Raw genomic sequence first — 17,725 nt, 5'->3', positions numbered from 1 at the left:
TTATAATCCTAACAATTGTTCCAAAGCATCCATTTCCTCGCCAATCTTCACTTCCAATTCACGAAGATCTGCCATGATTTCCTGGCTTGATGGATATTCAATCGGTACATATTCTACTTCCTTGTATTTGTTTATACTAAGGTCATAGCCATTATCTGCAATTTCCTTCTTTGTGACAAAGAAACTCTGTTCTGTTCGCTTTCTATCCACTTCTTTATCTAGGTTTTTAAAGCGCTCAATAATATCAGGAATATCATTTTCCTTTATTTCATTACGCTTGTCATCCAAACTAAAACCATCCGCTTTCATGTCATAAAACCATACATTATCCGTTCCACCATGACCTGTTTTTGTAAAAATCAGAATCGCTGTTGAGACTCCTGCATATGGTTTAAATACTCCAGAAGGCATAGAAATAACTGCTTCTAACCTATTTTCTTCAACAATCGCCTTACGAATATCTTTATGTGCTTTTGATGATCCAAACAGTACTCCATCAGGAACAATACAAGCACATCGTCCACCCACTTTAAGCATACGAACAAATAAGGCAAGGAACAATAACTCTGTCTTTTTTGTTTTACACACCTTTAACAGATCAGCACTTACTATGTCGTAATCTAAGCTTCCCTTAAATGGTGGATTTGCAAGAATCAAGCTATACTTGTCCTTATCTATGTTCTGATCTGACAAACTATCTCTGTACTCAATATATGGATTATTCACCCCATGAGTCATCATATTCATAGCACCGATTCGCAGCATTGTTCTGTCCATATCAAAGCCATGAAACATATGATTCATATAGTGATTTTTATTCTGTTTATTGAAGAATACTTCTTCTTTCTTTGTCTCTTTTAAGTACTCACTTGCAGATACAAGGAAACCGGAAGTGCCGCAGGCTGGATCGCAAATAATCTCATCAGCCTTTGGATCCATCATTTCCACCATCATGCGGATAATGTGTCTAGGTGTACGGAACTGTCCATTCACTCCTGCTGTTGCAAGCTTTGAGAGAAGATACTCATACACATCTCCTCTTGTATCAGCAGATTTCAGCTGCGCCATCTGCTCATAAATCGAATCCATTGCTGTGACAATCTTATCCAGCATTAGAGGTGTAGGGATCTTAAAAATTGCATCTCCCATGTATTTTGAATAAGAACTATCCTTATCTCCATGAAGATTTTTGATAAAAGGAAATACCCACTCCTGCATAGTGCTGTACATTTTAGCTGCCGGAAAATCATGGAATACACTCCATTTCAACTGATTTCCGGCAATGGTGCGTTCTCCTACCTGTATCTCATCAGCAAAGATACTTTTATATGGAAGACCTAACATTGCAGCTTCCTTTGCATGGAGATTGTCTGCATCATCTAAATCTCGAATAAACATCAGATATGTCATCTGCTCTATTACGTCCAATGGATTCGTCAATCCACCAGTCCAGAAGATTTCCCATAATCCGTCAATTTTATTTTTTAATTCACCTGTAATCATACTAATCATTCTCCCTATTCCATACATACGAAGTGTATCTTCCGCCGCCAATTTTGATTATCGCATTATTTTTAAGCAGCTCATTCAATGCTCGCTGCGCAGTTGTTTGTCTGATTTCCGGACACTGTTCTATAATTTCTGCTTTTGTAATCTTTCCTAACGTCCCCTTAATCATCTCTCTGATACGGTCAGGTTTTGACATTGCTTTATTTGTCAGAAGAACTGCTCGATCTGTAAAATCTCTGTATGCAGCAACAATAATTTCTTTTTTACGATCCAATTATAACACGCTTTCTCCTATATATCAGCCGTTTGTCCTGCTGTTTTTTAATTCACTCCGTTTTTCTGTTCAATCTCACTTCCTATCAATCTTTTTATCAAAGACTGCAAATCTACTGTTCCAGAAAAAACACCGTTTCCGGTGTTCCTCTTGCTTATTTCATTTTGACTACTTCTCGCTTAAATTCCTGATGTTGCAAATCAATTTCCGCATAGACCATCTCACTATCAAATAATTCTGTCTGCCCTGTTTGAATGCAAATTGTATTGCCTATCTGATTGCACCATTTTCCTTTTTCGGTATCTGGACTTTCATGTATATGTCCATGCAAAGAACATAATGGCTGCATTTCCTTTAAGAAATTGTAAATATCGACAGAGCCTATATCCAAGTCCTAATAAAGCAACTGTCCCAACCGTAATCTTGCCGGTGGCATGTGTATGATATACACGGTTTTCTGTGTATTGTCTGGTTTTGGTAACTGCTTAAGCACATCACACATATAAGGTAATTCTGTTTTTGAATATTCCAGCCAGTTATAAATCCTGTCATAATCATATTCATTAGAAGTTCCTGCAGCAGCAGTGAACTGTCTTTGTGGAATGTAATCCTTTTCTGTAATCACTCTGTCTTTGCAACCGAAAGGGTGGTCTAGTATAAAGTTCATACCAATAAATTCAAATCCGTTAATATCCACTTTTCTTCCTGCCATATTGTAAACATTTGGAAATTCACTACAAACTGTATCAAACAATTCATCAACAGCCCGTAAATCATCATTTCCAAGCATAGCAAAATATTTGATGTCCTGTCCCTGCAACTCTTTGAAGTATTCTCTTAAAAATCCTTTGATAAAGATTGGTTATTCCAAGTGTCTGTTACACTGCTTTGGCAGCATATCTCCACCATTAACAATCACACTGATTCCTTTTTCACTGGCAATCTCCAATGTCTTTTTGTACTTCTCTTTATCTCCATGTAAATCGGTAACATACAATATCTGCATCACGTTCAACTCCTATATCAACATATTTTCATATTAAAATCTGTACTCTAAGTATAACACATAAGAAATTCGTTTCGTGATATGTTTTCTAAGCAGACAGACGGCTTTGGAAGGCTCCTCTAGTATCTCAACTATTCCCATTCTTATGGGCAGAACCGCGCCATGCGGACGTATCATTATCCTGCTGTGTAAGTCGTGGCAGAACAATTTTCCAGAGGCTGTTCCCAGATCAATATAGGGTTCACTCACTTTGGATAAAAAGGTCATGGCGTATAAAATCTGATGGATGATTTCTTAAATGAAGACGATTTATTTGCCGATGAGGCTGGTGTAGAAGGCTTTTATATCTTCTAAGCAGTGTCATCTTCTTCTCACGCCTGCCTTTGTGCAGGCCTTTTTCATTCAAAAATTCGATAAAGATTGAACTTTCCTATAAAATTAAAAAAGCGATAACCTTTTTTGATTACCGCTTATATACCCCTTATTCAGTTGTTATGGTTGTATGAAGCCTAAGTTCTTCATCAACATTTCTTCTTCCATACAGCACACGGATAACTGTTACTCGCTGTATATCTATTTCAGGAATATACACCACAAGGTAATTATCCACAGGAACGATACGAAGCCCTTGACTGCGCCATGGTTCTTTCTCATATCGTCGAAAGCGTTCCGGCATTTCTTCAAGGGAAAGTATCATCTTTTCCAGTTGATTCAGTTGTCCGTCCGCATTCTCCGGCGCTTGCAGTTCAAAGGCAATATACTCATATATATTCCTTAAATCACTGTCCGCCTGTTTTGACAGTTTCACATCAAATATCATAGATTATAATCTTTCCGAATATCTGCAAAAGCCTGTCTTGCATCTTTCACTCGTCCGGCTTTCATATCCGCATATCCTTTCTCAAGTTCTGCGTTAAATTCTTCTTCCGTAAGTGTGGATACATCCATCGGTTTTTCTCTTGGTATCTTAACATCAAACGGTAAACCACGTTGCATGATAATCTGTTTATAAAACATATTGATTGCATTTGAGGCAGGGATTCCAAGTGCGGATAAAATGCGTTCTGCCTGTTCTTTTACTTCAGGCTCAATTCTTGCATAAAGATTTGCTGATTTTGCCATATCTCATTGTTCCTTTCATAGAGATGTGTTTTCTTCTTACCTCTATTATATTGCAATGTACAGACAAAAGCAATACGTTTATGTGCCAACAACCTTATTGACTAAATTAAGTTTTATTTTGACAGTAACTTTTGCTATATAGCTGTCTTATTTTTATTGAAAAAGCATACCGTTTATGAGATTATATATTCAGATTTTTCAAGATTTTGACAAACAGAAAGGATTCATAAGATGTGGATTGCAGATAAATGGAAAGAATATGAAGTACTTGACTGCTCTAAAGGGGAAAAACTAGAACGCTGGGGAGACTATCTCTTAGTACGCCCGGATCCCCAGGTCATCTGGGATACACCCAGGACAAACGCAGGATGGAAAAAGAAGAACGGACATTATCACCGCAGCAAGAAAGGCGGCGGAGAATGGGAGTTTTTTGACTTGCCTAAGCAATGGCAGATTCATTACAAAACTTTGACTTTTAATTTAAAGCCTTTTAACTTTAAACATACCGGTCTGTTCCCAGAGCAGGCAACCAACTGGGACTGGTTTTCCGAAAAAATACGAAATGCCGGGCGTCCGGTAAAAGTCCTGAATTTGTTTGCCTATACAGGCGGCGCCACGCTTGCCGCTGCCGCTGCCGGGGCGCAGGTCACCCATGTGGACGCTTCCAAAGGGATGGTCGGCTGGGCGAAGGAAAACGCCGTATCATCGGGATTAAAAGACGCTCCCATCCGCTGGCTGGTAGATGATTGTGTAAAATTTGTAGAGCGGGAGATCCGGCGCGGGAATACCTATGACGCTATTATCATGGATCCTCCCTCCTACGGCAGAGGCCCCAAAGGGGAGATCTGGAAGATCGAAGATATGATCCACCACTTTATCAGGCTCTGTACAAAGATCTTATCCAAAGACGCTCTGTTCTTTCTCGTAAACTCTTATACGACCGGACTGGCGCCTGCCGTCCTGACCTACCTGATCGCGACAGAATTAGCCCCATGGCAGGGACATGTCGTCTCCGAAGAAATCGGACTGCCTGTTGCCGACAGTGGGCTTATTCTTCCCTGCGGCGCTTCCGGAAGATGGGAAAAAGAGCAAAAATAATCTGATATCCGGGTATATCACTGTACCCGGATACGGTCTAAAATTTCACCAATGGGAGCAGAAATCTGTAGTTCTGCTCTTACACTTTTTGCTGTCTCAGACTTATTGATCACAACCAGATGCCTGCCACGGAAATAATCGATAAACCCTGCTGCCGGATAGACAACCAGAGAAGTTCCTCCGATCAGCAGCATATCTGCCTGTGCAATCGCCTGGACAGCTTTTTCTATCGTACATCCATCCAGTGCTTCTTCATAGAGTACGACGTCTGGTTTGACAATACCGCCGCAGCTGCACCGCGGTATGCCGTCTGCTTCTTTTACATAGGAAGCGTCATAAGACTTTCCACATTTCATACAGTGATTCCGATGAATGCTTCCGTGCAGTTCATAGACCGTTTTGCTTCCTGCTGCCTGGTGGAGGCCATCTATATTCTGTGTAATGACCGCTTTTAGCTTTCCCACTGCTTCCAATTCCGCAAGCTTCTTATGTGCAGGATTAGGCTTTGCATCCAGCATCATCATTTTTTCCTTATAAAAGTCATAAAAACTTTCCGGATACCGCATAAAGAAGGAATGACTTACGACTTCCTCAGGAGAATACTGACATGCCTGATGATAGATTCCGTCTGCGCTTCTGAAATCCGGTATGCCGCTCTCTGTAGATACACCGGCTCCTCCAAAGAATACAATATGACCACTTGCGTCGATCATCTCCTGCAGCTGCTCTATTTCCCTTTCATACATCTATGCCGTCTCCTTTCTTTCTCATCCTACAGATTTAGTCCGCTTTTACATGTCCTTTTTGTATATGTTTTTCCACGATCTCTTCCATCTGTCCCCACACAGACGCTGATGTCTCAGGAAGCCGCTGGTTTCTTTTATATATCTGCGACTTGCGCACACCGTGCTCCGTCCAGCTTTTACCGTCTGACGCATCGTTTAAAAGGAGAGGCTGGAAGTTATCCAGAAGGTGCGCATATTTCGCTTCCGGCGTCTCATATGCCTCAAATTCCTCCCACAGGGAACGAAACCACTCTCCTTGGTCTTTGGGAAGTATACCAAAAATCCTGTCCGCACACTTTTCTTCCCGTTCTCTCTTAGACTGCGCGCCCTTTTCATCATACGCATACGTATCTCCCGCATCAATCTCTACCAGATCATGGATCAGAATCATTGCCAGCACTTTTGTAAGATCTGTTTCCTCCTCCATATGCTCTTTCAAAAGCAGAGCTGCCAATGCAAGATGCCAGGAATGTTCTGCATCGTTTTCCTTTCTCTTTCCGTCTGCAAGATAGGTCTGGCGAAAAATATTTTTTACCTTATCTGCTTCTACGATAAATGCCATCTGCTGTTTCAGTCTTTCTTCCATATGCCGTTCTCCCTTTATTTTTTTATTGTCTATTTTTTGTGTATCACTGTATGTATTCTCCATGCAGAACCGCAAGCATCTGCCGCAAGGCTTCTATGTCTATCTGGCCCGGCGCCGAGGACGTATGCATACTCCCAAAGGTAACAGAAGAACCAAATATTTCTCCGCACACACGGCTGATCATTCCGCTTTTTCCCATAGACATCGTGATCACCGGACAGGACATACTCTGTACCGCTTTCAGTGTAGCCGACAAAAGTTCCAGCACATCTTCCGCTTTCTGCGGCATAACGGCGATCTTCGCAATATCCGCGCCAGCCCTTTCCATATTTTTCAGACGGCGCAATATCTCTTCCTGCTGCGGTGTTTTCTCAAAATCATGGTTGGAAAAGACGGTTTTCACCTGGTATTCCCGGGCAAGGGAAGATACAGAGCCTACTGTTTCCTCTCCCAGAAAAAACTCCACATCCACCAGATCTGCATAACCATTTTTTATGATCTGCCCATTTAATGCCGCATATGCCTCCTTCGTTATGTCTCTTTCGCCGCCCTCTTTCTTTGTCCGAAACGTAAACAGCAACGGTTTGTCCTGCAAGATCTGCCTTACTTTTTCTGCTGTCTTTATCATCTTATTCTGACACAGAACCTCTTCGTACCAGTCTGCCCTCCACTCCACGATGTCAGCAGAAGAATTTTTCACTTCCCCGGCAAAAGCAAGGATTTCCGTTTCTGTTCTGCCCACAATAGGAACGCATACTTTCGGCACTCCGCTGCCGATCTCGATCTGTTTTACCCTGACTGGTGCCATACTATTTCGTCCTCCTGTATTCTATCTCCTTCTTACCAATGGCAAAGAGGCTGTCCTGTGAAAACCTGCAGCAGTTTCCAAGGACAGCCCTTCTTTTTTTCTATAGTTCTACACGACCTGTCGTATCTCCGTTGATCACATAATACGCAGCAGATTCTTCTGGTTTCAGATAGATCTTGACATCTTTCATATCGCCGACTTTCTGTCTCAGTGTCTTCGTCCAGATCTCTTTTACTTTCTGAAAAATCTCTTTCTCCGTATATTCTTTACCTGCAAATTGAAGGAACATCTCTATATTGGGTTCCACCTTCTTCAAAGCCTTTCTGGGCGCTGCCTTCTTGGCAGACACTGGCTTTTTCGCCGCTGCTTTTTTTACTACAGCCTTTTCCTCTGTCTTTTCCGCCGGCGCTGCCTCTTTTAAAACTGCTGCTCTCGTCTCGATCGCCTTTGTCGTATCCTTCTTTGTCTCAATTGCCTTCACCGGTGTTTTTTCTTTTGAAGATGCTTTTCTTACTGCCATACTTGTTCCCTCCTGTAAAACGTCCAAGTATTTTCTGCTTGTCAATCTCAAGTCTAAGTGTTACAACTCTTATTGTAACGCATTTTACCAGAAACGTCAAAAATTCCTCTCAGAACTGCTGTTTTTTTATTTTATTTCTCTTCCTTGTATCCGGGAGTTTGACACATCATTTTTATAACTTTCCTTAGAAACCCTTTATTTAAGCCATTTAAGGCTTATTTTTTTGTCAAATTTTATGATTTTATACGTGCTATTTTGTACTATTTGTGGTATAATAAAGAAAAAGGGTTGGAGGAATTATCAGATGTACGTTTCTATTACCGGAAATAAAGGAAATCAAGATGTTTATATCAAACAATCTTATCGAAAAGATAACGGAAAAACCTCTTCTCGTATTTATAAAAAACTGGGAAAATATAATGCTCTTTTAGAACACTTTTCAGGCAATGAACAAGATTTAATGGACTGGGCAAAAAAGGAAGCCGAAAAAGAAACTCTTGCTTATAATCAACAAAAAGAAAAAGTCTCTCTATCCTTATCGCCACTTGCTCGCATTCCTCTCGATGAAGAACGCGTATTTAATATCGGATATTTATTTTTACAGAAGATATGCAGCGAACTAAGAATGCATAACATTTGCAGAAACATACGTAATCACCATAAGTTTGCCTATGATTTCCACGCAATCCTCACAGATTTGATTTATGCAAGAATACTGGCTCCTTCCAGTAAACTCAGCAGTTATAAGTACTGTCATTCTTTATTAGAACCTCCAAAGTATTCCCTCCAGGATCTTTATCGTGCTTTATCCGTTCTTGCTGAGGAGTCTGACTTTATTCAGGAGGAATTGTACAAGAATTCTAACTTTGTCCATCCACGTAATTCTAAGATTTTATATTATGATTGCACGAACTATTATTTCGAAATTGAAGCGGAAGATGGCATGAAAAAATACGGAAAAAGTAAAGAGCATCGTCCAAATCCAATCGTAACCATGGGGCTTTTTATGGATGCAGATGGTATTCCTTTGGCATTTGATATATTTCCTGGAAATCAAAACGAGCAGCTTACACTAAAACCAATCGAACAGAAAGTAATCAAAGATTTTAATTGCAGTGAATTTATCTTTTGTTCAGATGCTGGTTTAGCCGGAAAAAAGAATCGTTTTCTGAACAGTTTTGGTAACCGTTCTTATGTAATCACTTATTCTTTGAAAAAAATGAAAAAAGAAGAACGTGATTTCGCACTCCTGCCAACTCAATTTAAGGTTCCGGGTTCCAACAAACTAATCGACCTGCGGACGCTTGATGAATCAGATCCAGAGGTATACAACACTATTTATTATAAAGAATATCCCCTTGTAACAGGCGATATGGATGAAACAGTCATTATTACCTATTCTCCTAAATATAAAGCTTATCAAAGTAAGATTCGTAATGCTCAGATCGATCGAGCAAAAAAAAGGATACTGTCTTCTGATAAAAACAGAAAAGGAAAGGGGCCAAATGATCCGACTCGTTTCATCCAAAAAACAGCGATTACAGACGATGGCGAAATAGCTCAAAAAAATATTTATCAATTAGATGAATCTAAGATCCTAGAAGAATCTATGTATGATGGTTTTTATGCAGTTATTACAAATCTCGAGGGAGATGTCAGGGAAATCATTCATATCAACAAACAACGATGGGAAATAGAAGAAAACTTCAGAATCATGAAGTCAGAGTTCGAGGCAAGGCCTGTGTTTGTCAGACGTGAGGATCGTATCAAAGCACATTTCCTGACTTGTTTCATCAGCTTATTGGTTTATCGATTATTAGAAAAGAAACTTGGCGAACAGTTTACCTGTAATCAGATTTTAGAGACATTAAGAAATATGAATGTTACACTTTTATCCAAAGACAGTGGTTACATTCCATCTTATAAACGGACAAAGTTAACAGACAATCTACATAACTCTTTTGGATTCCGTACGGATTACGAATTCATGCGTAAATCTACAATGAGGACAATTATAAAAGAAACAAAAGCGAAAAAATAGTNTCTGGGCGCTGCCTTCTTGGCAGACACTGGCTTTTTCGCCGCTGCTTTTTTTACTACAGCCTTTTCCTCTGTCTTTTCCGCCGGCGCTGCCTCTTTTAAAACTGCTGCTCTCGTCTCGATCGCCTTTGTCGTATCCTTCTTTGTCTCAATTGCCTTCACCGGTGTTTTTTCTTTTGAAGATGCTTTTCTTACTGCCATACTTGTTCCCTCCTGTAAAACGTCCAAGTATTTTCTGCTTGTCAATCTCAAGTCTAAGTGTTACAACTCTTATTGTAACGCATTTTACCAGAAACGTCAAAAATTCCTCTCAGAACTGCTGTTTTTTTATTTTATTTCTCTTCCTTGTATCCGGGAGTTTGACACATCATTTTTATAACTTTCCTTAGAAACCCTTTATTTAAGCCATTTAAGGCTTATTTTTTTGTCAAATTTTATGATTTTATACGTGCTATTTTGTACTATTTGTGGTATAATAAAGAAAAAGGGTTGGAGGAATTATCAGATGTACGTTTCTATTACCGGAAATAAAGGAAATCAAGATGTTTATATCAAACAATCTTATCGAAAAGATAACGGAAAAACCTCTTCTCGTATTTATAAAAAACTGGGAAAATATAATGCTCTTTTAGAACACTTTTCAGGCAATGAACAAGATTTAATGGACTGGGCAAAAAAGGAAGCCGAAAAAGAAACTCTTGCTTATAATCAACAAAAAGAAAAAGTCTCTCTATCCTTATCGCCACTTGCTCGCATTCCTCTCGATGAAGAACGCGTATTTAATATCGGATATTTATTTTTACAGAAGATATGCAGCGAACTAAGAATGCATAACATTTGCAGAAACATACGTAATCACCATAAGTTTGCCTATGATTTCCACGCAATCCTCACAGATTTGATTTATGCAAGAATACTGGCTCCTTCCAGTAAACTCAGCAGTTATAAGTACTGTCATTCTTTATTAGAACCTCCAAAGTATTCCCTCCAGGATCTTTATCGTGCTTTATCCGTTCTTGCTGAGGAGTCTGACTTTATTCAGGAGGAATTGTACAAGAATTCTAACTTTGTCCATCCACGTAATTCTAAGATTTTATATTATGATTGCACGAACTATTATTTCGAAATTGAAGCGGAAGATGGCATGAAAAAATACGGAAAAAGTAAAGAGCATCGTCCAAATCCAATCGTAACCATGGGGCTTTTTATGGATGCAGATGGTATTCCTTTGGCATTTGATATATTTCCTGGAAATCAAAACGAGCAGCTTACACTAAAACCAATCGAACAGAAAGTAATCAAAGATTTTAATTGCAGTGAATTTATCTTTTGTTCAGATGCTGGTTTAGCCGGAAAAAAGAATCGTTTTCTGAACAGTTTTGGTAACCGTTCTTATGTAATCACTTATTCTTTGAAAAAAATGAAAAAAGAAGAACGTGATTTCGCACTCCTGCCAACTCAATTTAAGGTTCCGGGTTCCAACAAACTAATCGACCTGCGGACGCTTGATGAATCAGATCCAGAGGTATACAACACTATTTATTATAAAGAATATCCCCTTGTAACAGGCGATATGGATGAAACAGTCATTATTACCTATTCTCCTAAATATAAAGCTTATCAAAGTAAGATTCGTAATGCTCAGATCGATCGAGCAAAAAAAAGGATACTGTCTTCTGATAAAAACAGAAAAGGAAAGGGGCCAAATGATCCGACTCGTTTCATCCAAAAAACAGCGATTACAGACGATGGCGAAATAGCTCAAAAAAATATTTATCAATTAGATGAATCTAAGATCCTAGAAGAATCTATGTATGATGGTTTTTATGCAGTTATTACAAATCTCGAGGGAGATGTCAGGGAAATCATTCATATCAACAAACAACGATGGGAAATAGAAGAAAACTTCAGAATCATGAAGTCAGAGTTCGAGGCAAGGCCTGTGTTTGTCAGACGTGAGGATCGTATCAAAGCACATTTCCTGACTTGTTTCATCAGCTTATTGGTTTATCGATTATTAGAAAAGAAACTTGGCGAACAGTTTACCTGTAATCAGATTTTAGAGACATTAAGAAATATGAATGTTACACTTTTATCCAAAGACAGTGGTTACATTCCATCTTATAAACGGACAAAGTTAACAGACAATCTACATAACTCTTTTGGATTCCGTACGGATTACGAATTCATGCGTAAATCTACAATGAGGACAATTATAAAAGAAACAAAAGCGAAAAAATAGTATAAACAGAAAAATAGCACATATCGATGCAAACAAGGAAACGGCTACACCCACATGTTTACTGGGTTTGTAGCCGCTTTTTCATTTTTTAACTGTCAAAGATGGGATTGTAACGCATTTTACCAGAAACGTCAAAAATTCCTCTCAGAACTGCTGTTTTTTTATTTTATTTCTCTTCCTTGTATCCTCTGAAAAACTCCGCCAATCCTTCCAGCGTCTTCAAAAGGATCGGGATCTCCTCCTCATCCAGCTTCTCGATCACGGCGTTTGTCATCTCATGGTGGAATCGTTCATGATGTCTGTATGCCTTCTTTCCTTTCTCTGTCAGTCTGACATACACTACCCGGCGATCCTCCTCGCTTCGGATACGGAGCAGGTATTTCTTATTCACAAGGCTGTTCACAGCCGTCGTAAGGGAGCCTGCCGTGATGCCCAGTTTCTTTGCGACTACGGACATGGTACTTTCCTCTCCCAGACCGACAGCCTCAATGATATGCATATCGTTATTCGTAATATCCTTATATTCCTCTGTGATGATGGCCTCTTCCTCCAGTTCCCATATCTCATTAAATAAGTGGACCAAAATATCATTTATAGTCTCATATACATTCACGCGGGATCCCTCCTTTCTCCATCTATACTGCCGCAAACAAAGATTCTATCGTCTCTTTCACCGACTCTATACGCTGCGCTTTCCAAGCTTTGGCGCCACAGAACAGCAGCCCGTTTTCTACATTTCCCTTTACCGCTTCGAGCAGCCCATCCGTAATGCAGTAAGGTATATCCCTCGGACTGCATTTTGCAAGACAGCGGTGACAAGGACTGTGGGGAATCTTTTCTCCCCTTTCTACCCGTTTCATAAATGTATTCAAAATAGCCCTGCCCGGCATGCCAACCGGGCTTTTTACAAGAACGATGTCTTCCTGTGCCGCCCGGATATAGGCTTCTTTATACCGAATATGAGCATCACATTCCTCTGTCGTCACGAACCGAGTAGCTATCTGCACGCCGTCTATGCCATCTGCGAGTGCTTCTTTGACATCCGCGCTGTCATAGATTCCCCCTGCCGTCACGACCGGGATATACCTGCCATACTTCTCTGCATAACAGCGCACTGTCCGTAGGATTTTCTGTATTTCTGCTTTGTATGCCTCTCCCATATAGGCTTTGACTTCCTCTTTTTTGAAGCCTAAATGTCCGCCCGCTAAAGGTCCCTCTATCACGACCAGATCTGCAGTCCTATTATATTTTCTGTCCCAATATTTTAAAATAATCTGGGCAGACCGGTCGGTAGAAACGATCGGCGCGATCTTGGTGCCGCTTTCCTGTGTCAAAGCCGGAAGTTCTGTGGGAAGCCCCGCACCGGATATGATAAGATCCGCACCGGCCTGTACAGCCGCTTTTACATGCTGGGCATAGTCTTTAAGCGCGGTCATGATATTAAAGCCTATGATTCCATCTGGAGAAATCTTCCGTGCTTTTTCCATCTCTTTTTGGATCGCCCTTCTATTTGCCTGGCTTGTATTTGTGTCAAAATCCGGCTCTTTGTATCCAATCTGCGCACTGGATAGGATCCCGATCCCGCCTTCTTTCGCCACAGTGCCGGCAAGGCTGCTTAAACTGATCCCTACGCCCATACCACCCTGGATAAGAGGAACTTTCGTTACTTTCTCTCCAATTTTTAAATTCTTCATGTCCTTCTCTTTCTGCGTATCTTTTTCCGCCTGTTTTTACATACTGCGAAAACGGTCATACCGCTTTTGTGTAAGCTTCTGCACATCCATCTGTGTATAGGTTTCCAGAAAGCCTCTGATTTCTTCGTTCAGTTCGCAGAGTGTCTCCTGCATCGTTTCTGCTGTGAAATCTTCCGGCTCGAAAATGATCTTTTCGATCATCCCCAATTCTTTTAGATCCTGCGCAGTCAGTTTCATGACCTCTGCCGCCTCATTCGCGCGGGAACTGTCCTTCCAGAGGATACTTGCAAAACCTTCCGGTGAAAGTATGGAGTAGACCGCATTTTCCAACATCCACACTTCATCTGCCACAGCAAGAGCAAGGGCGCCGCCGCTTCCTCCCTCTCCGATCACGATCGATAATACTGGGATCTTAAGCGCAGACAGCTCAAACAGATTTCTGGCGATCGCCTCTCCCTGTCCTCTCTCCTCTGCTTCCAGGCCGCAGAATGCGCCCGGTGTATCCACAAGGCAGATGACAGGACGGCAAAATTTCTCCGCCTGCTTCATCAGCCTGCATGCTTTCCTGTATCCGTCAGGAGAAGGCATAGCGAAATTGCGCCGTACATTCTCCTTTGTCGTTTTCCCTTTTGCCTGCGCGATCACAGTCACAGGTACGCCATGGAAATAAGCGATCCCCCCTATGACGGCGGCGTCATCTTTATATAAACGGTCTCCATGCAGTTCCATAAAATCTGTAAACAGACTGTGGATGTAGTCTTCTGCTGTCGGACGTCCCTTTTTCCGTGAAATCTGTACTCTGTCCCAAGCGGTCTTTCCATATGCAAGGTTTCTATGTCCTTTCCTTTCCTGAAGCTGTGTGCCGCTTGCTGTTTTTTGCGCGCTCACCTTGCCCTTCCCCGTCCTGCTGTGGATATGCAGTATATGTGCAAGTGTCTGCCTAAGATCTTGTCTCTCCACGATTGCATCTATAAAGCCATGCTCCAGGAGAAACTCCGCACGCTGGAAACCTTTGGGCAGCTTTTCCCCAATAGTCTGCTCGATCACGCGAGGACCTGCAAAGCCGATCAATGCTCCCGGCTCCGCCAGTATGATGTCGCCCAACATGGCAAAACTTGCCGTCACGCCCCCGGTTGTCGGATCTGTCAAAACAGAAATATAGAGTCCTCCGGCTTCGCTGTGTTTTTTCAGCGCCGCCGCGGTCTTTGCCATCTGCATCAAAGAGACGATCCCTTCCTGCATTCTGGCGCCGCCGGAGCAAGAAAATAAGATAACAGGGAGTTTCTCCTGCGTGGCACGCTCTACGGCACGTGTGATCTTCTCCCCCACGGTCTCTCCCATGCTCGCCATCAAAAACCGTCCGTCACAAACCCCGATCACAACGCTCTGCCCGTCTATCTGCGCTTTTCCCGTAACGATAGCTTCCTTGAGCCCGGTAGACACCTGGAGACTTTCTATTTTCTCTTTGTATCCTTTAAAAGACAGCGGATCTTGAAATTCCATTTCCTGATCCCATTCTTCAAAACTTCCTGTATCTGCGATCATCTCTATCCGTCTGTAGGCGTGGATACGGAAATACCCATGACATTTCGGGCAGATATATAGTCCCTGTTTTACATCCTCCGCCAGGATCGCCGCCCCGCATTTATTGCATTTACGCAAAAGCCCCTTGGGCACTTCCGGGCGTTCTTTGAGAGCGATATACTTCTTTCTGCTCGTCTTTTTAAACATATTGTGCAATTTCATCAAACATTTCCTCCAAAGAGATTACTTTCCTGCTTCCACCTTCTCGATAAAGCCGATATCAATGTCTCCGTTTACGAAATCCGGATGATGTAAGATTTCATACTGATAGTCTACATTGGTATCGATCCCTTCGATAATGACCTCTCCCAGCGCGCTTCGCATTTTCATGACCGCTTCTTTTCTATTTTTTGCATGTACGATCAACTTTGCCAGCATAGAGTCATAGTAGGGCGGCACCGTATAGCCGCTGTAGATAGCCGCATCGATCCGCACTCCCTCCCCTCCTGGGAGATACATATCCGTGATCGTTCCGGGAGACGGACGAAAGTTTTTCTCTGGATCCTCGGCATTGATCCGACATTCTATGGCATGGCCCGTGATCTTTACATCTTCCTGTGTATAGCGTAATTTACTGCCGTCAGCTATGCGTATCTGCTCTTTGATGAGATCGATCCCGGTCACCCATTCCGTTACCGGATGCTCTACCTGGATGCGTGTGTTCATTTCCATGAAATAAAAATCTGCATTCTTTTCCAGAAGAAATTCGATTGTTCCCGCATTCACATAGTTTGCCGCTTTTGCCGCTTTCACAGCGGCCTCTCCCATCTTTTCCCTAAGTGCCTCCGTCAGCACCGGGCAAGGAGACTCCTCGATCATCTTCTGATGATTTCTCTGGATAGAGCAGTCCCGTTCTCCCAGATGGATGACATTCCCATACTGATCAGCCAAAATCTGGAACTCAATATGCCGGGGATGCTCTATGAAATGTTCAATATACATAGTACCACAACCAAAGGCTTTTGTCGCCTCCTGCTGTGCCGTATGAAAACTATTTGTAAATTCCGCTGCATTCTGCGCCACACGCATGCCTTTGCCGCCGCCTCCAAGAGCCGCCTTGATGATCACCGGATAGCCGATCTTTTCAGCGATCTTCTCTCCTGTCTCCGGATCCATAACAGCGGCTTTACTGCCTGGTATGACCGGAACCCCTGCCTGTTCCATGGTGTTTCTTGCCACAGATTTATCGCCTAAGCTGGCGATGACTTTGGAATCCGGCCCGATAAAGATCAAACCACATTTCTCACACAGTTCTGCGAACTTGCTGTTTTCAGATAAAAAGCCAAAACCTGGATGGATTGCGTCCGCATCGGTCACAAGGGCAGCGCTGATGATACGTTCCATGCTCAAATAACTCTCTGTAGAGGGCGCAGGTCCAATGCAGACTGCCTCGTCTGCCAGCTGTGTATGGAGCGCTTCTTTATCTGCCTCGGAATAGACCGCAACTGTCTCGATTCCCATTTCCCTGCAGGCTCTGATAATACGCACTGCGATCTCTCCTCGATTTGCAATCAATACTTTCTGTATCATGTTTACTCTCCTACCATAAAAGTCAATTCTGCGCTGACGACCACTTTCCCCTCTACTGTGGCAGTCGCCTCTCCCACGCCGACAGGTCCTTTCTGCCTGATGATCTTTGTCTCTAACTTCAGTTTATCCCCCGGAAATACCATTCCTTTAAAGCGGCATTTCTGCACGCCTCCAAAGAAAGCGATCTTCCCTTTATTCTCCGGCATACTTAAAATGGCTACTGCGCCGGTCTGAGCCAGCGCCTCCAAAATCAACACGCCCGGCATGACTGCCTTCTGTGGAAAATGTCCCTGAAAAAATTCTTCCCGATACGTCACACATTTGTATCCCACCGCATACTGCCCCGGTTCATAATCCTCGATCACATCTACAAGAAGAAAAGGATGTCTGTGTGGGATGATCTCCTTGATCTGTTCTATGTTCAACTGCTTCATCTGCTGCACCTCCACGCTCTATCGAATCACAAATAACGGCTGCCCATATTCCACGGCTTCCCCGTTGGACACGAGGATCTGCACAACCTCTCCGGAAAAGTCGCTCTCGATCTCATTCATCAGTTTCATAGCTTCCACGATCGCAAGAACCTGCCCTTTTTTTACCTTATCTCCTACTTTCACATAGGGAGACGCATCCTCGGCAGGCGCCACATAGAAAGTACCTACCAGCGGGGACTTCACCACACTTTCTTCTGTTCCAGCACCGGACTTTTGACTGTCCGTGACTTCGCCCACTGTGCTGCCGTCTAGTATATCTGCCTGTGCGGGCAGATCTGCTGCTGAAGATGCCGAAGACCACCCCTGCCGGAGCTCTACTGCCTTTCCCTGCTTTCTTAAGCAGACCTTCTCATCGTCTTTCTCATATTTTAGCTCTGTCAACTTTGATCTTGATACTGCTTCTACCAACTGCAATAATTCTTCAAACTTCATA

The 17,725-nt window shown here is 42.3% G+C and carries 19 protein-coding genes; 3 read left to right on the top strand and 16 right to left on the bottom strand.

Annotation, left to right across the window (positions count from 1 at the left end):
• From BN3282_RS06980 to BN3282_RS06960, 6 genes are all read right to left on the bottom strand, one after another.
• Positions 1–1,503, bottom strand: coding sequence for a class I SAM-dependent DNA methyltransferase (locus tag BN3282_RS06980; RefSeq protein ID WP_059067792.1), 1,503 nt, complete (start codon positions 1,501–1,503; stop codon positions 1–3).
• Between the two features lies 1 nt (position 1,504).
• Complete coding sequence (locus BN3282_RS06975; RefSeq protein ID WP_059067790.1) at positions 1,505–1,783, bottom strand: hypothetical protein; 279 nt, start codon at positions 1,781–1,783, stop codon at positions 1,505–1,507.
• Positions 1,784–2,177: 394 nt separating this feature from the next.
• Positions 2,178–2,573 (bottom strand): hypothetical protein, encoded by a 396-nt coding sequence (locus BN3282_RS15325; RefSeq protein WP_242866614.1) that lies wholly within the window; start codon positions 2,571–2,573, stop codon positions 2,178–2,180.
• A 72-nt stretch (positions 2,574–2,645) separates the two neighbouring features.
• The gene (locus tag BN3282_RS15320) at positions 2,646–2,789 is read right to left on the bottom strand and encodes a hypothetical protein (protein ID WP_242866613.1); all 144 of its coding nucleotides are present in this window, start codon (positions 2,787–2,789) and stop codon (positions 2,646–2,648) included.
• Positions 2,790–3,270: 481 nt separating this feature from the next.
• On the bottom strand, positions 3,271–3,609 hold the full coding sequence (locus BN3282_RS06965) for a type II toxin-antitoxin system RelE/ParE family toxin (RefSeq protein WP_059067788.1): 339 nt from the start codon (positions 3,607–3,609) through the stop codon (positions 3,271–3,273).
• Positions 3,606–3,911 carry a type II toxin-antitoxin system RelB/DinJ family antitoxin gene (locus BN3282_RS06960; RefSeq protein WP_059067786.1) on the bottom strand — a complete coding sequence of 102 codons (306 nt, stop codon included), beginning with the start codon at positions 3,909–3,911 and terminating at the stop codon, positions 3,606–3,608. The genes BN3282_RS06965 and BN3282_RS06960 overlap by 4 nt, the downstream gene beginning before the upstream one ends.
• 231 nt (positions 3,912–4,142) lie before the next feature.
• On the opposite strand from BN3282_RS06960, the gene BN3282_RS06955 reads away from it, so the two are divergent.
• Positions 4,143–5,009 carry a class I SAM-dependent methyltransferase gene (locus tag BN3282_RS06955; protein ID WP_059067784.1) on the top strand — a complete coding sequence of 289 codons (867 nt, stop codon included), beginning with the start codon at positions 4,143–4,145 and terminating at the stop codon, positions 5,007–5,009.
• Positions 5,010–5,026: 17 nt separating this feature from the next.
• Here BN3282_RS06955 and BN3282_RS06950 read toward each other — a convergent pair whose 3' ends face one another.
• The 4 genes from BN3282_RS06950 to BN3282_RS06935 form a co-directional block, all read right to left on the bottom strand.
• Positions 5,027–5,755 (bottom strand): NAD-dependent protein deacylase, encoded by a 729-nt coding sequence (locus tag BN3282_RS06950; RefSeq protein WP_059067782.1) that lies wholly within the window; start codon positions 5,753–5,755, stop codon positions 5,027–5,029.
• Positions 5,756–5,789: 34 nt separating this feature from the next.
• On the bottom strand, positions 5,790–6,380 hold the full coding sequence (locus BN3282_RS06945) for an HD domain-containing protein (protein WP_082667566.1): 591 nt from the start codon (positions 6,378–6,380) through the stop codon (positions 5,790–5,792).
• A 43-nt stretch (positions 6,381–6,423) separates the two neighbouring features.
• Positions 6,424–7,188, bottom strand: a complete 765-nt coding sequence (gene aroD, locus BN3282_RS06940; RefSeq protein WP_059067778.1) for a type I 3-dehydroquinate dehydratase — start codon at positions 7,186–7,188, stop codon at positions 6,424–6,426.
• A gap of 100 nt (positions 7,189–7,288) precedes the next feature.
• Entirely contained in the window at positions 7,289–7,708 is a 420-nt protein-coding gene (locus BN3282_RS06935) for a DUF6465 family protein (protein ID WP_059067777.1), read from the bottom strand.
• Positions 7,709–8,012: 304 nt separating this feature from the next.
• On the opposite strand from BN3282_RS06935, the gene BN3282_RS06930 reads away from it, so the two are divergent.
• A complete protein-coding gene (locus tag BN3282_RS06930) occupies positions 8,013–9,749 on the top strand; it encodes an IS1634 family transposase (RefSeq protein ID WP_059067773.1) in 1,737 nt (578 codons plus the stop codon).
• A 504-nt stretch (positions 9,750–10,253) separates the two neighbouring features.
• On the top strand, positions 10,254–11,990 hold the full coding sequence (locus tag BN3282_RS06920) for an IS1634 family transposase (protein WP_059067773.1): 1,737 nt from the start codon (positions 10,254–10,256) through the stop codon (positions 11,988–11,990).
• Between the two features lie 166 nt (positions 11,991–12,156).
• Here the strand turns inward: BN3282_RS06920 and BN3282_RS06915 are convergent, their stop codons facing one another.
• The 6 genes from BN3282_RS06915 to accB are packed head-to-tail and all read right to left on the bottom strand — an operon-like array spanning position 12,157 to position 17,724.
• Complete coding sequence (locus BN3282_RS06915; RefSeq protein WP_059067771.1) at positions 12,157–12,603, bottom strand: MarR family winged helix-turn-helix transcriptional regulator; 447 nt, start codon at positions 12,601–12,603, stop codon at positions 12,157–12,159.
• Positions 12,604–12,625: 22 nt separating this feature from the next.
• The gene (locus BN3282_RS06910; RefSeq protein ID WP_059067769.1) at positions 12,626–13,684 is read right to left on the bottom strand and encodes an NAD(P)H-dependent flavin oxidoreductase; all 1,059 of its coding nucleotides are present in this window, start codon (positions 13,682–13,684) and stop codon (positions 12,626–12,628) included.
• A gap of 36 nt (positions 13,685–13,720) precedes the next feature.
• Positions 13,721–15,430, bottom strand: a complete 1,710-nt coding sequence (locus BN3282_RS06905) for an acetyl-CoA carboxylase carboxyl transferase subunit (RefSeq protein WP_059067767.1) — start codon at positions 15,428–15,430, stop codon at positions 13,721–13,723.
• Between the two features lie 21 nt (positions 15,431–15,451).
• Entirely contained in the window at positions 15,452–16,798 is a 1,347-nt protein-coding gene (locus BN3282_RS06900) for an acetyl-CoA carboxylase biotin carboxylase subunit (RefSeq protein ID WP_059067765.1), read from the bottom strand.
• 2 nt (positions 16,799–16,800) lie between these two features.
• Complete coding sequence (fabZ, locus tag BN3282_RS06895) at positions 16,801–17,232, bottom strand: 3-hydroxyacyl-ACP dehydratase FabZ (protein ID WP_059067764.1); 432 nt, start codon at positions 17,230–17,232, stop codon at positions 16,801–16,803.
• A gap of 18 nt (positions 17,233–17,250) precedes the next feature.
• The gene (accB, locus tag BN3282_RS06890; protein ID WP_059067762.1) at positions 17,251–17,724 is read right to left on the bottom strand and encodes an acetyl-CoA carboxylase biotin carboxyl carrier protein; all 474 of its coding nucleotides are present in this window, start codon (positions 17,722–17,724) and stop codon (positions 17,251–17,253) included.
• Position 17,725: the final 1 nt, after the last annotated feature.

The sequence above is a fragment of the Mediterraneibacter massiliensis genome (genome assembly GCF_001487105.1).
GTDB classification, from domain to species: domain Bacteria; phylum Bacillota; class Clostridia; order Lachnospirales; family Lachnospiraceae; genus Mediterraneibacter; species Mediterraneibacter massiliensis.
The sequence above is the reverse complement of the archived record's forward strand: the minus strand, read 5'-3'. Positions and strand labels throughout refer to the sequence as shown.

What these genes read in the sequence shown, in the direction of transcription:
- BN3282_RS06980 (WP_059067792.1), bottom strand. Translation starts at nt 1,503, where the DNA reads ATGATTACAGGTGAATTAAAAAATAAAATTGACGGATTATGGGAAATC.
- BN3282_RS06965 (WP_059067788.1), bottom strand. Translation starts at nt 3,609, where the DNA reads ATGATATTTGATGTGAAACTGTCAAAACAGGCGGACAGTGATTTAAGG.
- BN3282_RS06905 (WP_059067767.1), bottom strand. Translation starts at nt 15,430, where the DNA reads ATGAAATTGCACAATATGTTTAAAAAGACGAGCAGAAAGAAGTATATC.
- fabZ (WP_059067764.1), bottom strand. Translation starts at nt 17,232, where the DNA reads ATGAAGCAGTTGAACATAGAACAGATCAAGGAGATCATCCCACACAGA.
- BN3282_RS06945 (WP_082667566.1), bottom strand. Translation starts at nt 6,380, where the DNA reads ATGGAAGAAAGACTGAAACAGCAGATGGCATTTATCGTAGAAGCAGAT.
- aroD (WP_059067778.1), bottom strand. Translation starts at nt 7,188, where the DNA reads ATGGCACCAGTCAGGGTAAAACAGATCGAGATCGGCAGCGGAGTGCCG.
- BN3282_RS06950 (WP_059067782.1), bottom strand. Translation starts at nt 5,755, where the DNA reads ATGTATGAAAGGGAAATAGAGCAGCTGCAGGAGATGATCGACGCAAGT.
- BN3282_RS06935 (WP_059067777.1), bottom strand. Translation starts at nt 7,708, where the DNA reads ATGGCAGTAAGAAAAGCATCTTCAAAAGAAAAAACACCGGTGAAGGCA.
- BN3282_RS06910 (WP_059067769.1), bottom strand. Translation starts at nt 13,684, where the DNA reads ATGAAGAATTTAAAAATTGGAGAGAAAGTAACGAAAGTTCCTCTTATC.
- accB (WP_059067762.1), bottom strand. Translation starts at nt 17,724, where the DNA reads ATGAAGTTTGAAGAATTATTGCAGTTGGTAGAAGCAGTATCAAGATCA.
- BN3282_RS06920 (WP_059067773.1), top strand. Translation starts at nt 10,254, where the DNA reads ATGTACGTTTCTATTACCGGAAATAAAGGAAATCAAGATGTTTATATC.
- BN3282_RS15325 (WP_242866614.1), bottom strand. Translation starts at nt 2,573, where the DNA reads ATGCTTGGAAATGATGATTTACGGGCTGTTGATGAATTGTTTGATACA.
- BN3282_RS06960 (WP_059067786.1), bottom strand. Translation starts at nt 3,911, where the DNA reads ATGGCAAAATCAGCAAATCTTTATGCAAGAATTGAGCCTGAAGTAAAA.
- BN3282_RS06900 (WP_059067765.1), bottom strand. Translation starts at nt 16,798, where the DNA reads ATGATACAGAAAGTATTGATTGCAAATCGAGGAGAGATCGCAGTGCGT.
- BN3282_RS06955 (WP_059067784.1), top strand. Translation starts at nt 4,143, where the DNA reads ATGTGGATTGCAGATAAATGGAAAGAATATGAAGTACTTGACTGCTCT.
- BN3282_RS06930 (WP_059067773.1), top strand. Translation starts at nt 8,013, where the DNA reads ATGTACGTTTCTATTACCGGAAATAAAGGAAATCAAGATGTTTATATC.
- BN3282_RS15320 (WP_242866613.1), bottom strand. Translation starts at nt 2,789, where the DNA reads ATGCAGATATTGTATGTTACCGATTTACATGGAGATAAAGAGAAGTAC.